Origin of the sequence: Streptosporangium sp. G11 (assembly GCF_051192615.1) — a bacterium.
Lineage (GTDB): Bacteria > Actinomycetota > Actinomycetes > Streptosporangiales > Streptosporangiaceae > Streptosporangium.
Window position 1 is genome coordinate 320043 of record NZ_JBPJUQ010000002.1, and the last position, 14676, is coordinate 334718.

A 14676-nucleotide genomic window follows, 5' to 3' on the forward strand; every position below is an offset into this window, starting at 1 on the left:
TCCGCCCGCGCGGCACCGGGCACGGAAGGGCTCACCCCCGGCCGCCCGGCGCCCGGCACGGGCCCCGCTCCCGGCGGCACACCGAGGCGCGGACCGCGCCGGCGGCGTACGCCTCGCCCATCGCCCGCCCCCTTCCGCGCCCGCCCGGCATCAAAGGTAGCAAGCATTTGGTCACGGAAGAGGACACGGATGAGCTGGCGCGTTCAGGTGAACAAGCGATTGCGCAAGGGCTCATAATGGGGGCGTGAACACGCGAAAGAACTCCGGCGGCGCGACCACGACCCCGGTCAGGCGCCAGGGCGGGACCAAGCGCGCGGCCACATCCGGCCCCGCCTCAGAGCGCCGCGACCATCTCGTCAAGCTCGCCGCCGAGCTCTTCGCCCGCAAGGGCTTCCAGGCGACCACCGTTCGGGAGATCGCGGAGGAGGCGGGCATCCTGTCCGGAAGCCTCTACCACCACTTCGACTCCAAGGAGACGATCGTCGACGAGGTGCTGACCACCTTCCTCGACGACCTCGTCGGCCGCTACCGCACCGCCCTGGACCAGAACGGCGACCCCCGCACGATCCTCTCAGAGATGGTGCGCATCGGGTTCAGCACGCTGGAGCCCCACCGCGCGGCGATCACCGTCATGCAGAACGACTGGAACTATCTGAGGTCACTCCCCGGCGACCGCTTCGACTACCTGGTCAGGGCCGAGGACGAGGTCGAGCGCATGTGGGTGGAGCAGATCAAGCTCGGCCAGGCCGACGGCCTGTTCCGCGCCGACGTCGACCCCAAGCTCACCTACCGCATGATCCGCGACACCATCTGGGTGGCGGTGCGCTGGTTCCGCCCCGGAGGCCGTCTCAACACCACCGGCCTCGCCGAGCACTACATCACCGTCCTGTTCGACGGCCTGGCGACCGGTGAGCGGAGCAGCCAGAAGGCATGACGCCCGCGGAACCCGGCGCGGCGAGGGGCGCGGCCTGTGAGAATCAAGCGTCCGCGAAGCGAACGGGAAGTGGTGGGCGAGCATGGAGATACTGCAGAAAGCCGTGCGGATGGCGCTCACCGACGCGGCCGATCCCGCCAAGGCCTCGGCCATGCAGGCCTACATGAAGTCGTCGATGCCGTTCCTCGGGGTGCAGGCCGCGCCCCGCCGCGCCGCGCTGAAGCGGGTCTTCGCCGACTATCCCGTCGACGCGGCGTCCGTGTGGCGGGAGGCGACGCTGACCCTGTGGCGCGGGGCCGAATACCGCGAGGAGCGCTACGCGGCGATCGAACTGTCCGGCTTCCGCCTCTACCGCGCCTTCCAGACGCTCGACGCGCTGCCGATGTACGAGGAGATGATCGTCACCGGAGCCTGGTGGGACTACGTCGACGAGCTCGCCGTCCACCGCGTCGGCGGCCTGCTCGCCGCCTTCCCCGACACCATGCGCCCCCTCATGCTCCGCTGGGCCCGCGGCACCGACCTGTGGAAGCGCCGTACGGCCATCCTCAGCCAGAACCGCTTCAAGTCGGCCACCGACACCGGCCTGCTGTACGCCTGCATCGAGCCGAGCCTGTCCGACAACGACTTCTTCGCCCGCAAGGCGATCGGCTGGGCCCTGCGCGAGTACGCCAAGACGAACCCCGGCGAGGTCGTCCGCTACGTCGACCACACCCGCATCAGCGGCCTGAGCCGCCGCGAGGCCCTGAAGAACCTACCGACCCGATAGCCCGGACGCCGCCATCGCATTACCCGACGAGAGCCGCATGCTTCATCCGTAATTGCGGCGATCCTTGACGAGGACAAAATCCCTGGCACTCAACGTCGTGTGCCACAGGTTTCGCCCCGGGATCTTGAGTCGACGGGATCCGTCCCAGCCCGCCGTCTCGACCTTCACCCGTCCCACCCGGGCCGCCATTTCCAACGCCGGCTCCATGTCGGTGTCATGCGAGGCGAGGATGACAACGTTGTACGGTCCAGACTGGGCCTGTTGCACTAATTCAAGGGCAATCATGACGTCAATCCCCTTTTCGCGGGGGCGGTCAAAGCGTGAGGGCTTTCCCCAGTCTGATGGGTACCGAAGTGTGCGATATGTTACGCAAACCCTCGCATCGCGTGTCCACGCCGCCCGCTGACGTTGGCTGACGCTGTAGAGAACCGGCTCCTTGGCGTTGCTCGGAGCACCCCGGTAAACACAGACCTTGGCAAGGGTGAGCGTCTTCTGATGGGGCTGCTGACGGGCGGCACGAACTTGGAGCACGCGCTCGGCGAAAGCCAGAGGATCAATAAGCGCTTCCTTTACCGGAACCCCATGAGGGGGATACAGATCCCAGGCCGTGAGGTGAATGTTCTGATAGTCAATCAAAACACATGCGGCGAGCGTGTCGCTGACCACCACTGTGCACCCCGGAAAATAAAATGCCCGCCAGTTCCGGAGAACGGCGGGCAGCAACGGGTTAATGATAGTTCCACATGCGCATCCGCGCAACATGCCCGGGTCAAGGTTAGATCAAATGAACCCAACGCGCGTGGATACCAATCGGTAACAGAGAGTGCGGCCCTGTTGCGTCACGCGGCCGCACCCGAATGAGCCTTGCCCCCGGAGATCGACAAGATCAATGATCGCGCCCTTGCCGACCACGCGAAACAAACAAGCCACCAGGATTCCTCGCAAAACGACAGAAGACTGAGCTTGGATCCACCGAGCCGAATCTGACACGAATGCCGTAAAACGCGAGGAATTGCCCTCCGACCTGGGATGGTGGGAGTTCCTGAGGCTTCCGTCAACCAGTTCGAGATGGCACCTCCAAAGTGCAAGTCTTTCATGCTCCGGCCAAGACCCATGCGATCTTCGACGAGGAGCACCTGGTCGCCTATGCGGGGCTGGTGTCGGTGATGCGGCGGCCGAGCGCTGCGGTCTGGACGGGCGGGTGGGCGAGCACGTGGCGAGCGCCGACCCGCCCCTCACTCGCCGAGTGCGGGGGTCAGGTAGCCCACCAGCATCGTCTTCAGCTCGGCGATGAGCTCGGCGGAGCGCTGCGGCGGCGCCGAGGCGACAAGCGGCATGACCGCCTTCACCGTCGCCAGCGACATGGTGGCCAGCGTGAGACAGCGCTCCTGGTCCAGGTGCGGGGCGCGTATCGAGAGGACCTGCGCGACGCGCGTGGCGATGCCCGCGTGGAGCTGCTCGGAGGCCCAGGCCAGGCGGTCGCCGGTCGCCGAGCCGTGCAGCAGTGCCCAGTAGGCGGGGCGGCTGCCCTTGAAGTCGGCGATCTCATCGACGAGTTGGTCGACCAGCTCGGGCAGCGGTATCCGCGTCACGTCGCCGGTCAGCCGCTCGTTCCAGTGCTGCCGCCTGCCGTCGGTGAACCGGGCGAGCAGGGCCTCCAGGATCTCTTCCTTGTTATGGAAGAACTGGTACAGCGAGCCCGGCGACATCCCGGCTCGCGCGGCGATCGCGTTGGTGGTCGCCTCGGCGTAGCCGATGTCGGCGATCACCTCCTCCGCCGCGTCGAGGATCTCCTCCATGCGTTTGAGGCCGCGCGCCTGGCGGCGTACAGGCTTGCGTGTCTCGACCACGGATCACCGTCCACGTTGACAAATGCGAGCTTTTACTTGTATTTCTGATTCCAACGCTAAATACGAGTAGTTTACCGACTTCGGGGTTGATCAAGATGACCGTCCGCACCCATGCCCCTCCGGTGGCCGCGCCGCCGGTGCCCCCGCTGCGCCGCCTCGGCTACCTGCTGGTACGGCGCCGCCGCCTGGTGATGATCCTGGCCCTGCTCGGCACGGTCGTCATGGGCACGCTGGCGGCCGGCACCGTGAGCGGGCTGTCCCTCGCCCGCTACGACGCGCCGGGCTCGGAGTCCGACCAGGCGCAGAACGAGCTGGCCGAGCGGTTCGGCACGGGTAGTGCCGACCTCGTCCTGCTCGTCACCGCCAGGGGCGGGAACGTGGACGACCCCGCCGTGGCCGCCGCCGGCCGGGAGCTGACGAGCCGGCTGGCCGCCTTCGACGGCGTGGCCGAGGCCGCCTCCTACTGGTCGCGGGGCACCCCCGCGACGCTGCGCAGCGAGAACCGCGCGCACGCGCTCGTGCTCGCGCGCATCCCGGGGGACGCCAACCTGGTCAGGGGACAGATCCTGCCGCGAATCATCCCCGAGGTGACCCGAGGCAACGACACGATCACCGTTCAGGCGGGTGGCGGGGAGGAGGTCTACCGCCAGACCGTCCCGCTGGCCAGGCAGGACTTCGTGCGGGCCGAGATGGTGATCTTTCCCCTGGTGTTCATACTGCTCTGGATCTTCCTACGCCGCCTGGTGGCGGCCGTGGTGCCCATCGTGCTGGGCGTCTTCGTGATGGTGGTCTCGCTGGCTCTGATCCGCCTGCCGCTGCTCTACTCCGATGTCTCCACCTTCGCGCTCAACCTGACGCTGGCGCTCGGCCTCGGCCTCGGCATCGACTACGCGCTGTTCATAGTCTCGCGGTTCCGCGAGGAGGTACGGCTGGGCCATGACCGGCACGAGGCGGTCGCCAGAAGCGTCGAGAAGGCAGGCCGTACGGTGATCTTCAGTGGGGTGACCGTGGCGGCCTCGCTCGCGGTGCTGCTGCTGATGCCCTTCGACTTCTTCCGGTCCTTCGGCTACGCGGGGATCGCGGTGGTCATCGGGGGAGTGGTCGGTGCCATGATCGTCCTGCCCGCGGTGCTCGCCGCGATCGGTGACCGGGTGCTGCCCCGCCGTACGAAGGAGGAGAACGGCACGTTCTGGCGCGGCCTGGCCACGCGCGTCATGCGCAAGCCGCTGATCTTCGGCGGAGTGGCGACGGTGGTGCTCCTGCTGCTCGGCTCGCCCTTCCTCGGGCTGAACTTCGGCGTCGCAGACGATCGCATCCTGCCCACCTCGGCGCCGGCGCGGCAGACCTCCGAGGTGATCCGGGCAGAGTTCCCCGCGGAGGAGAGCGACGCGCTGCAGGTCGTCTCCGCCGGGGCCGCCGACGCGGCGGGGGTGCCCGGCTACGCGGCCGCGCTGTCGCGGCTGCCCGGGGTCGCCCAGGTGGACTCGGCGGCGGGATCCTACGCCGAGGGGCAGCGGGTCGGCGACGGCGATCCCGGGCGGTTCCAGGGCGACGAGGGGACCTGGCTGTCCGTGGTGCCGACCGCGGAGCTGATGGAGCGTGATCCGGTGGGCCTGGTGCGGGACGTGCGGACGCAGGCGGCGCCGTTCGAGGTGCTAGTCGGCGGCTACCCAGCAGAGCTCGGCGACTACCGGCAGGCGGTGGTGGACCGGCTCCCGCTGCTGCTCGGGCTGATCCTCGTGGTGACGTTCGTCATCCTGTTCCTGATGACGGGAAGCCTGCTGATCCCGTTGAAGGCCACGGTGCTCAACCTGCTGAGCCTGTCGGTGATGCTGGGCGCGCTCGTGTGGATCTACCAGGATGGGAACCTGTCGGGCCTGCTCGGCTTCACCGCGACGGGCACCCTCGATCCGAGCATTCCCATCCTGATGTTCTGCATCGGGTACGGGCTCTCGATGGACTACGAGGTGTTCCTGCTGTCGCGGATCAAGGAGGAGTACGACCGCACGGGCGACACCGTCGCCGCCGTCACGGCAGGGCTCCAGCGCAGTGCTCCGCTGATCACCGCCGCCGGTGCGATCCTGGCGATCTCCTTCGCGGCCTATGTCACCGCGGGCGTCTCCTTCGTGCAGATGCTCGGCGTCGGGATGGCGGTGGCGATCCTGGTGGATGCCACGATCATCCGGGCGATCATGGTGCCGGCCTTCATGCGGCTCGCGGGCCGGGCCAACTGGTGGGCGCCCGGCCCCCTGCGGCGGCTGCACGCGCGGATCGGGCTGAGCGAGTGATCCGTGCGCGCCCGGTTGTTCGCGTCCACCCGGACGCGCCCGGGGTTCAGGTGAGGTCGCGGGCCCAGATCTGCTCCACGATGGGCTCGCGCTACTCGGCGACGCTGCACGCGACCAGATCCTGGAGCGGGTGGGCGCGGGCCTGTCCGGGGTGCGGGCCGCGTCTCACCAGCCGAAACGGCCCTCGCGGAGGAATTGGACCGAAGAATGATCACAAGAATTCACGCCGTGGATCCAGGCTGAGGGCCGACGCTCTCATATGGCTGACGATGACTCTCGTTATTCGAGAGCGTCAACGGCGCCGATCGGGGGTGTCGCGGAGAGGCCCCGGCGGGGTGGGGTGCCGCCGGGGCCTCGCGGGGGGTCAGCTGATCTTGAAGGGGTCCCCGTAGACCTTCCAGGACAGCGGGGTGTTGAGGTCGAGGTTGCCGTTGTTGAGGAAGACGCGCTGGGCGGTGTCGACGCGGCTGGTGTCCTCGTGGGCCTCCTCGGCCTTCATGGCGACCTTGCGGGCGTCGAGGAAGGCGTGCAGATACTTCTTCTCGTCGCCGCCCTGCGCGGGGGGCTTCGCCTTCTTCAGGGCGTTCTTGCGGATCGCGCCGAAGCTCTGGGGGTCGGTGCCGCCGCCGTGCATGACGATGGCGTCGTAGTAGGCGAACTGCCCGAGGGCGCGCAGGCCGTCCTTCTTGGCCTGGTTGACCGCGGGGTTGAAGTAGACCCGGTCGCGCTCGTCGTTCTGGGCCTGCTGGAAGACCGTGTCCTTGGCGGCGGTGGCCCAGTCCTTGGTGTAGTTCGGGTCGAGGCCCTTGTGGGAGTCGGTGCCGTCGACCTTGCGCAGGGCGGGAAGATACTTGGCGAGCACGTTCCCCGGCTTGAGCCGGGCGTAGCGCTCAACGAGGTCGAGCATGTCCCCGGTGCCCGAGCAGAAGCCGATGATCCCGGCGGTGTAGCCGCGGCCGTCGTCGATGTCCTCGATGTACTTGTACTGCGCCTTCCAGTTCAGCGAGGAGTTCTCGGCGCTGGACACCAGCTGCATGGCGATGTCCTTCTTGCGCGGGTCGGTGAGGTCGACCGCGGCGGAGGAGACGGACAGACCCGCGGGCGCCGCGCCCGTGGCCTCCGCGGGCGAGAGCGTGGCGGCGTGCCCGGCACCGGCGGGGGCGATCAGGACCGGGACGGCGACCGCGGCCGAGGCCAGCAGGAAGCGCGGGCTACGGCGGCCGGAGCGGGGGTTCGACGAGAAGGACACGTGTCTCTCCAGGGGAAGGGGAGGAAGGAACGCCCGGAGGCTCTCCGGAGGGGGAACACCCTCGATGGAGGAGGGCGGGTCCGCGAAGGCTCTCCGGGGAGGGGCCGGGGGCAGGACAGGGACGGGGACGACCAGGTGCAGGGCTCGGGCGAAGGGGCGGCCCCGGGTGAGGGGACCCGCATCGTTCGTTAGGAAACCTTCCTAACGAACTTACCCCGCAGCACTCCCCGCCTGTCAACCCGTTCGCGCCGGCCGAACCTGAAGGCAGCCTTAGGAAAGGCTTAAGCGGCCCTACTTGATCGCGCCCGCGGTGAGGCCCTTCTGGATCTGACTCTGGAAGAGCGTGTAGACGATCAGCATCGGCAGGATCGCCATGCTCAGCGCGGCGAACAGGGCCGACCAGTCGGCGTCGTAGCCCGCGGCCGTGGAGATGTCGGCGATGCCCTGGGTGAGCACCCACTTGTCCCGGTCGGAGTTGAGCAGGACCAGGGGCAGCTGGTACTGGTTCCACTGGCCCAGCACGTTGAAGATGGTCACGCTGACGATGCCCGGCTTGGCCATCGGCAGCATGATCTGGAAGAACACCCGGGCGTGCGAGGCCCCGTCCACGAAGGCCGCCTCGGCCACCGCTCCCGGCAGCGTCCTGAAGAAGGCCGCGAGGAAGAAGACGGTGAAGGGCAGCGAGTAGGCGATGTAGACCAGCACCAGCCCGCCGTGCGTGTTCAGTCCGATGAACGGGCCGACCACCGGGAGCGTCCCCATGTTCTGCACGACGAAGAACAGCGGGGTCAGCGCCAGGTAGACCGGGAAGGCCAGGCCGGAGACGAACAGCAGATAGATCGCCCGGTTGCCCCGGAAGCGGTAGCGGGCCAGCACGTACGCGGCCATCGAGCCGAACAGCATCGTGCCGAAGGTGCCGAAGGCCACCACGACGACGCTGTTGATCATGTACTGGCCGATGTGCGCCTGCTCCCAGGCGCGGGCCCAGTTGTCGAGGCGGATGGAGGCCGGCAGCGACCAGGCGTCGCCGAAGATCTCGTCCTCGCTCTTCACGGACGCCAGGAACGTCCACACGATCGGCACGACGACCAGGACCGTCCAGACCAGCAGCGCGACGTGCGTCAGGGCCGACAGGGGTCCCAGGCGCCTCCTGCGCTCCTCGCGGGCGAGGGCCCTGCTCCGGGGAATCACGACGTCCGCCACTAGAACTCGATCCGCTCACGCCGCGACAGGCGCAGGGCCAGCGCCGCGAACCCGATGGTGAAGAAGAACAGCACCACGCCCATCGCCGAGGCGTAGCCGAACTTGAAGTACTGGAAGGCGGTGCGGTAGATCTCCGCCGCCATCACGGTCGTGGAGTGGTCGGGGCCGCCGTGCTCGGCCGTCATCACCCACACGATGGCGAAGACGTCCAGTGCGGCGATGCCGAGATAGACCCAGCCGACCTGAATGGTGTCCCACAGCAGCGGCAGCGTGACCCGCAGGAACAGCTGCGCTCCCCCCGCGCCGTCGATCGCCGCCGCCTCGAACAGGTCGCGCGGGATGGAGGCGATGCCCGCGGAGAAGAGCACGACGTAGAAGCCGACCGCCTGCCAGACCAGCACAGCGAGGATCGACCAGAACGCGACGTCGGTGCTGGACAGGAAGCCGATCGGCTCGAACCCCAGGGCGATGAGCGGCGCGTTGAGCATGCCGCTGCGGTCGGGCCTGAAGACCTGCTGGAACAGTACGGCGACCACGGCGACGGCCAGCACCTGGGGGAAGAAGAACACCACGCGGTAGAACTTCGACCCCCAGATGCCCCCGGTGCCGCCCCGCCCGCCCGCGTTGAGCAGGAAGGCGAAGAAGAGCGCGATCCCGAGGGTGAGGATCGGCATCAGGATCAGCAGGACGAGGTTGTGGCCGACCGCCTGCCAGAACACGTTGTCCGCCAGGAGCCGCCGGAAGTTCTCCAGGCCCACGAGGCGCGGGCTCGCGTTCACCCCGCGCCAGTCGGTGAACGCGATGTAGAAGGCCTGCGCGTAGGGCGCGATCACATAGATCACGTAGAGCGCCACCGGGATCGCGAGGAACCCCGCGACGAACCGTGTCCTGCCGTGGTCCATCGCCGGCTTACCGTTCCCTCTGCGGCTCGCCGGCGCCCGCCGGCGTCGTCCTGTCGTCGTTCATGACCTGGTCACCCTTCCCCGTCCCGCCGTGCCTCGTGACCGGCGGGCCGTCCCCTGAACGGTCCGCCGCGTGCCGCCGTCACCGGCTGAACTTCTTCACCGAGGAGTCCTTCTTGATGGCGTCGGCCTTGCCCTGCGCCCGGTCCGCCCACTGGTCGACGGTCAGCTTGCCGGCCATGAGCTGCCCGGTCGCGGCGGCCACCTCGTCGTGCAGCTCGACGTACCACTTGCGGAACAGGAACCAGACGGCGTTGTCGCCCGCCGCCTCCAGCGCGGTCGAGGCGCTCTTCAGGCCGGGCTTGAGCGTGCGGCCCTCGCCGGCGCCCTTGACGACCGTGAGCGTGGAGACCATCTCCATGAACTTGCCCGCGCCCTCCTTGGAGAGCATGGCGCGCATGTACTCCAGGCCCGCGCGGGGGTTGGCCGACTTCGCCGGGACGACGTACTCCTCGCCCGGCTGGCCGTGCAGGGTGCCGTACGGGAGGGCGTCGGAGGAGCCGAAGTCGGGGAGCGCGAACATCGCGTAGTCGAAGCCGGCCGGGGTGGAGTCCTTCTGCTCGTTCTCCAGCCAGGAGCCGCAGGGCAGCATGGCGACCTGGCCCTTGTTGTGCGCCGTCTGGGTCTGCACGTGGTCGAGCCCGGCGGTGCCCTGGAGCAGATACTTCGACCCGATCTCGACGAAGGCCTCCGCGGCCTGCCTGACCGGCTCGGCCTTCCAGGCGCCCTCCTGGAGGTTGTCGATGTTCTTCAGCACGTCCTTGCCGCCGATCTTCGCGGCGAGCGTGAGGATGGTCTCGTAGATGTAGAACGGGTGCTTGCCCGCGTAGGTGAAGGGCGCCATCTTGCCCGACTTCTTGATGGTCTCGCACAATGCCAGGAAGTCGGCCCAGGTCTTGGGGACCTGCCAGCCCTCGGCCTCGAAGAGCTTGCGCGAGTACCAGATGCCCCAGACGGTGTTGGCGTAGTTGAGGACGTACGGCTTGCCGTCGTAGCTGCCCAGCTGGATCGCGTTCGGGTCGATCGTGTCGCGCACCTTGACCGCGGGGTCGTCCCAGCTGGGCGCGTCGTACAGCGGCGTGAGGTCGGCGAGCTGGCCGTCCTGGACCAGGGCGCCGAAGTCCATGGCGTTGGCGCCGGAGTTGTTGACGAGCTCCGGCGGGTCGCCGCCGGCGAAGCGCGGCTGGAGGGTCTTGGCGACCTCCTTGGTGGCGTTGTGCTTGATCTCCAGCTTGGGGTGCTTGGCCTTGAGCAGCGGCTCGTGGACGTCCGTGGCGTAGGCGTCGCCGAAACCGCCGTCGAAGATCCAGATCTCCAGGGGCCTGTCCTCGGCGAAGCCGAGCGGGTTGGCCGCGGTGGTGGCCCCGACGACGGGCGCCGAGGACGCAGCGCCGCCGTTGCCCGCGGGGGTGGCGCACGCGGACAGGACCGGCAGGGCGATGCCCGCCAGGGCCGCGCTGCGCAGGAGCTCACGCCTGGATAGCTGGGTCATGCTTCCTCCTGGAAGTCGCCTGGGAGTGGAAGGCGGTGGTCAGGCACCTCGCCGGATCCTTCCGGCGTAGCGGTTCTCAAGGGCGCGGTTGTGCTCGTCGCCGCCGGTCACGTTGGCGGAGCGGTAGATCGGCGGGGTCAGGCCCGCCTCGGCCAGGCCGCGCACCACCTCGGCCACGACCATCTGGGCCAGCAGCGCCGAGGTGATCGTGGACACCGCCCCGAACGTGCCGCCGTCCTGGAGCGGGAGGACCGCGTCGCCGTACGGGGCGCGGTTGTCGAGCACCACGTCGGCGAGGTCGAGCAGCTTGCGGCCCGAGGGGTGGCGGGAGGTCATCGCGGTGCTGTGCTGCACCGACGTCAGGGCGATCAGGTCGTGCCCGTGCTCCTTGACGATCGAGGCCAGCTCGACCACCGACCCGTTCACCCCGGAACTGGAGATCAGCACGAACACGTCCCGCGGCTGGACGGGAGCCAGGTCGTAGATCCGCCGGGCGACCGAGGGGTCGCGCTCCAGCTCTCCGGGGACTCCCAGAAGGGTGCCGACCGGGGCGTCCCCGTACAGGACGACGTCGCGCAGGGCCAGGCGGTTGCTGGGCACCAGGCCGCCCGCGCGCCCGGCGATCTCCATGGCGATCGCCTCGGAGTGCCCGGAGCCGAACGCCTGGATCACGCCGCCGCCGCGCAGGGACTCGACGATCAGCGCCGCCGCGGCCCCCACCGCGGCGGTCTGGGTCCTGGAAACCTCGTCCACCAGGGCCTTGACCTCGTGAACGTATTCGGAAGCACCGATCTCCACGGTCAGCTCCTCTCCACGCGATGGCTCTCCAGAGCCCGGATCGTCAACTCGAAGGCCTCGTTGGTCTGCTCGTAGGTGCGCTGCGCGACCGCGACATAGACGGTGTCGAGGACGAAGAGCTGGGAGTGGACGGCGGCCAGGCCGCCCAGCCGGAAGGTGGTCTCGCGGCTGGCCGTGGTCAGCACCAGGTCGGACAGCTCGGCCAGCGGGGAGCGGGCGAAGGAGGTGACCGCGACGGTCAGCGCGCCCCGGTCCCCGGCCTCGCCGAGGGACTCCAGCACCTCGCGGGTACGGCCCTGGTGGGAGATGCCGATCGCGACGTCGCCCTCGCCGAGCAGCGCGGCGTCGGCGAGGGCCTCGTGCGCGTCGGCGTGGCTCCAGCAGGGGACCCGGATGCGGCGCAGCCGCCCGCCCATCATCAGGGCCACCGCCCCGCTGGTGGAGACCCCGAAGATGAGGACGCGGCGGGCCGCGACGATGGCCTCCGCGACCGTGGCGACGGTGCCCGCGTCCAGCTGGGCCGCGGTCTCCTGGATGAGCCGGGAGTCGGCGGCGGCCATCACGCCGATCGCCGCGTCGAGCGGGTCGGTGGGGCCGATCTCGTGACCCACCCCCGCGTCCCAGTTGGCCTGGGCGGCGCGCCCGTTCTCCGTGGCCAGCGCGACCCGCAGCCCCGCGTACCCGGCGAAGCCGAACACCCGGCAGAAGCGGGTCACCGTGGCGGGCGAGCTGCCGCTCCGCTCGGCCAGCGTGATGATCGTGGATCGCGCCGCCTCGGCGGGGTCGGCCAGGATCGCCTCCCCCACCCGGCGCAGCGCCTCGGGCAGCGCGGGCGTCTCGGTCTGGATACGTCCGAGCGCACCTGCGGCCACAAGCATTCCTTTCATTGAAAGTCATCTGGGTGAAAATTATTCTCAAGTCAAGCTCGCGTCAAGACCGTCGGGAGCGCGATCGGGGCGGTTCCGGGCACGGGCGGGGGCGCGGGCGGGCACGGACGGGGACGCGGGCGGGGCACGGATGGGGCACGAGTGGGGGCGCGGACGGGGTATCACGCCCGTGGTGCCGGGGCTTCACGAAAATTCCGACAACCTTCGGCGCCTTTCGAGCGTCGTTTCTAACAGAGGTTCCAGAAAACGAGCCGCCCGACGGAGGCGAACCCCAGATGACTCGACGTCCGGCCGACACGCCGCACCAGGTTTCCAGCGCGCACGTCCACGACGAGCTGGCCGCCAGGCGCGCCCGGCGCGCCTGGGACCAGAGATTGCGCAACGACCCGCACATCCGGCTGCTGGAGCGCGAGCACGGCATCCGCTTCACCGTCGAGGAGCTCCAGGCGGCCGACCGGCAGGCTCAGGAGCTGCTGGCACCGCTCCGCCAGGAGCAGCCCGTCGACGAGGAGACGCGGTCCCTGCAGCTGCTCGTCTGGCGCCGCCTGGGCCCGAAGGGGTTCCAGGGGTTCATGCAGGAGCTGGAGGAGATGGAGGCCGAGCTGGCCGAGGCTCGGCACGACGGCTGGGGCGAGATCAGCTAGGCCCTCCCCGGCTCCGGCGGGCCCTCGCGCCCGCGCGCTCGCCGTCGCGGTCTCACCGGCTTCATGGTGACGCGACCACCCCCCAGGCAAGTGCTTACCTGTTTTCATGAGCGATGAACCGTCAACGGTAAAGTGGTGGCGGATCCACCGTCACGCGTTAGGCGACCATGCTTCACCAGCGACTCCAGCCCTCCACCCCGTACGCCGCCCTGATCTTCGACTGTGACGGGACCCTCGTCGACACCGCCTCCGCCAACGAGAACGCCTGGCGGACCGCCCTGGCGGGATGGCAGGTGGACCTCGACCCCGCGTGGTACCAGGCCCGCACCGGCCTGTCCGCCGACCGCCTGCTGGCCGAGCTGGAGACCGAGACCGGGGCCGAGTTCGACTACCACGCGGTGCGCACCGCGGCGCTGGACGCCTACCAGTGGTTGATCCACACGGTCACCCCGCACCGGCCGGTCAGCGCGGTCGCCGAGGCGCACCGGGGACGGGTGCCGATGGCCGTGGCCTCGGGAGGCGCCCGCCAGGCCGTGGAGGAGACCCTGCGCGTCACCGGCCTGCGCCCCCTCTTCGACACCGTGGTCACCAGGGACGACGTCCGCTACGGCAAGCCGGCCCCCGACGTCTATCTCCTCGCGGCGCGTCTTCTCGGCGTCGCCCCGTACGCCTGCGTCGCCTACGAGGACACCGACGAGGGGGTGGCCTCCGCCCTCGCCGCGGGGATGACCGTCATCGACGTCCGCCCCTCGCTCCACTAGGCCCGCCTCGCGGCCGGGGCCCGAGACCGCTCCCCGCATTGGCTACCTGTACTATCCAACGATGCGGATATCCGAGCTCAGCGCCGCATCGGGCGTGCCCATTCCGACGATCAAGTACTACCTGCGCGAGGGCCTGCTCCCCGCCGGAGAACAGACCTCCGCCACCAGGGCGCGGTACGGCGAGGACCACCTGCGCAGGCTGCGGCTGATCCGGGCACTGCTGGAGGTCGGCCGGCTGTCCATCGCCTCCATCGGCAAGGTGACGGCCGCCGTCGACGACGAGAACCTGAACCTGCACCACGTCCTCGGCACCGCGCATTACGCCATCGCGCCCGCGGTCGAGCCGCACGCGTCCGGCGAGGAGTGGACACGCGCCCGCGCCGAGGCCGACGCCGTGATCGCCGGGCTCGGCTGGCAGGTCGATCCCACCGCCCCGGCCCGCGACGAGCTGGCCCAGGCCATCCTCACCCTCGGACGGCTCGGCATGCCCACCGGCGGCGAGGCCCTGCGGCCCTACGCCGACGCCGCCCTGCGGCTCGTGACCGAGCACGAGATCGGCACCATCCCGCGCGACGGGTCCCGCGAGGCCGCGGTCGAGGCCATGGTCCTCGGCACCGTCGTGTACGGCAGGGTTCTCGACATCATGCGACGGCTCGCCCACGAGTCGGTCTCGGCCCGCGTTTTTGGGACGCCCTAATCTCATGTGGGGCAAAGGTGACAAAACCACTCTAGAGCAATAATCCGTTTCCGCTGTGACGGATGTCTCCATCGTTCCAATCGTCCCGCGAAAGGGCAGCTCACAGCCCTGAAACGGGCGTGTGCGGATTTCAATACGGCCACTG

At 69.2% G+C, this 14676-nt stretch carries 14 protein-coding genes; 6 read left to right on the forward strand and 8 right to left on the reverse strand.

Annotated elements, in window-relative coordinates; genetic code table 11:
* Positions 1-244 precede the first annotated feature (244 nt).
* Together ACSDR0_RS03450 and ACSDR0_RS03455 are read left to right on the forward strand one after the other, a co-directional pair.
* Positions 245-934 (forward strand): TetR/AcrR family transcriptional regulator, encoded by a 690-nt coding sequence (locus tag ACSDR0_RS03450; protein WP_435287229.1) that lies wholly within the window; start codon positions 245-247, stop codon positions 932-934.
* A gap of 82 nt (positions 935-1016) precedes the next feature.
* Positions 1017-1700, forward strand: coding sequence for a DNA alkylation repair protein (locus ACSDR0_RS03455; protein ID WP_435287230.1), 684 nt, complete (start codon positions 1017-1019; stop codon positions 1698-1700).
* Positions 1701-1742: 42 nt separating this feature from the next.
* On the opposite strand, the gene ACSDR0_RS03460 is transcribed toward ACSDR0_RS03455, so the two are convergent.
* Together ACSDR0_RS03460 and ACSDR0_RS03465 are read right to left on the reverse strand one after the other, a co-directional pair.
* The gene (locus tag ACSDR0_RS03460; RefSeq protein WP_435287231.1) at positions 1743-2366 is read right to left on the reverse strand and encodes an NYN domain-containing protein; all 624 of its coding nucleotides are present in this window, start codon (positions 2364-2366) and stop codon (positions 1743-1745) included.
* A 569-nt stretch (positions 2367-2935) separates the two neighbouring features.
* Positions 2936-3550, reverse strand: a complete 615-nt coding sequence (locus ACSDR0_RS03465) for a TetR/AcrR family transcriptional regulator (protein WP_435287232.1) — start codon at positions 3548-3550, stop codon at positions 2936-2938.
* 95 nt (positions 3551-3645) lie between these two features.
* On the opposite strand from ACSDR0_RS03465, the gene ACSDR0_RS03470 reads away from it, so the two are divergent.
* Positions 3646-5838: an MMPL family transporter gene (locus tag ACSDR0_RS03470; RefSeq protein WP_435287233.1), complete on the forward strand. Its 2193-nt coding sequence runs from the start codon at positions 3646-3648 to the stop codon at positions 5836-5838.
* Between the two features lie 364 nt (positions 5839-6202).
* On the opposite strand, the gene ACSDR0_RS03475 is transcribed toward ACSDR0_RS03470, so the two are convergent.
* The 6 genes from ACSDR0_RS03475 to ACSDR0_RS03500 form a co-directional block, all read right to left on the reverse strand.
* On the reverse strand, positions 6203-7087 hold the full coding sequence (locus tag ACSDR0_RS03475; protein ID WP_435287234.1) for a chitosanase: 885 nt from the start codon (positions 7085-7087) through the stop codon (positions 6203-6205).
* A 291-nt stretch (positions 7088-7378) separates the two neighbouring features.
* The gene (locus tag ACSDR0_RS03480) at positions 7379-8290 is read right to left on the reverse strand and encodes a carbohydrate ABC transporter permease (RefSeq protein WP_435287235.1); all 912 of its coding nucleotides are present in this window, start codon (positions 8288-8290) and stop codon (positions 7379-7381) included.
* On the reverse strand, positions 8290-9192 hold the full coding sequence (locus ACSDR0_RS03485; RefSeq protein ID WP_435287236.1) for a carbohydrate ABC transporter permease: 903 nt from the start codon (positions 9190-9192) through the stop codon (positions 8290-8292). The genes ACSDR0_RS03480 and ACSDR0_RS03485 overlap by 1 nt, the downstream gene beginning before the upstream one ends.
* Before the next feature lie 142 nt (positions 9193-9334).
* Positions 9335-10744: an N-acetylglucosamine/diacetylchitobiose ABC transporter substrate-binding protein gene (ngcE, locus tag ACSDR0_RS03490; protein WP_435287237.1), complete on the reverse strand. Its 1410-nt coding sequence runs from the start codon at positions 10742-10744 to the stop codon at positions 9335-9337.
* 39 nt (positions 10745-10783) lie between these two features.
* Positions 10784-11542, reverse strand: coding sequence for a sugar isomerase domain-containing protein (locus ACSDR0_RS03495; protein ID WP_435287238.1), 759 nt, complete (start codon positions 11540-11542; stop codon positions 10784-10786).
* Between the two features lie 2 nt (positions 11543-11544).
* Complete coding sequence (locus ACSDR0_RS03500) at positions 11545-12420, reverse strand: MurR/RpiR family transcriptional regulator (RefSeq protein WP_435287239.1); 876 nt, start codon at positions 12418-12420, stop codon at positions 11545-11547.
* Between the two features lie 284 nt (positions 12421-12704).
* Between ACSDR0_RS03500 and ACSDR0_RS03505 the strand changes: the two genes are divergently transcribed.
* The 3 genes from ACSDR0_RS03505 to ACSDR0_RS03515 all read left to right on the forward strand — a co-directional run bounded on the left by ACSDR0_RS03505 (position 12705) and on the right by ACSDR0_RS03515 (position 14531).
* A complete protein-coding gene (locus ACSDR0_RS03505; RefSeq protein WP_435287240.1) occupies positions 12705-13073 on the forward strand; it encodes a hypothetical protein in 369 nt (122 codons plus the stop codon).
* Between the two features lie 167 nt (positions 13074-13240).
* Complete coding sequence (locus ACSDR0_RS03510) at positions 13241-13834, forward strand: HAD family hydrolase (RefSeq protein ID WP_435287241.1); 594 nt, start codon at positions 13241-13243, stop codon at positions 13832-13834.
* A gap of 61 nt (positions 13835-13895) precedes the next feature.
* Positions 13896-14531, forward strand: a complete 636-nt coding sequence (locus ACSDR0_RS03515; protein WP_435287242.1) for a MerR family transcriptional regulator — start codon at positions 13896-13898, stop codon at positions 14529-14531.
* The last annotated feature ends 145 nt before the right edge of the window (positions 14532-14676 follow it).

What these genes read in the sequence shown, in the direction of transcription:
- ACSDR0_RS03455 (WP_435287230.1), top strand. Translation starts at nt 1,017, where the DNA reads ATGGAGATACTGCAGAAAGCCGTGCGGATGGCGCTCACCGACGCGGCC.
- ACSDR0_RS03485 (WP_435287236.1), bottom strand. Translation starts at nt 9,192, where the DNA reads ATGGACCACGGCAGGACACGGTTCGTCGCGGGGTTCCTCGCGATCCCG.
- ACSDR0_RS03470 (WP_435287233.1), top strand. Translation starts at nt 3,646, where the DNA reads ATGACCGTCCGCACCCATGCCCCTCCGGTGGCCGCGCCGCCGGTGCCC.
- ACSDR0_RS03510 (WP_435287241.1), top strand. Translation starts at nt 13,241, where the DNA reads ATGCTTCACCAGCGACTCCAGCCCTCCACCCCGTACGCCGCCCTGATC.
- ACSDR0_RS03515 (WP_435287242.1), top strand. Translation starts at nt 13,896, where the DNA reads ATGCGGATATCCGAGCTCAGCGCCGCATCGGGCGTGCCCATTCCGACG.
- ACSDR0_RS03500 (WP_435287239.1), bottom strand. Translation starts at nt 12,420, where the DNA reads ATGCTTGTGGCCGCAGGTGCGCTCGGACGTATCCAGACCGAGACGCCC.
- ngcE (WP_435287237.1), bottom strand. Translation starts at nt 10,744, where the DNA reads ATGACCCAGCTATCCAGGCGTGAGCTCCTGCGCAGCGCGGCCCTGGCG.
- ACSDR0_RS03505 (WP_435287240.1), top strand. Translation starts at nt 12,705, where the DNA reads ATGACTCGACGTCCGGCCGACACGCCGCACCAGGTTTCCAGCGCGCAC.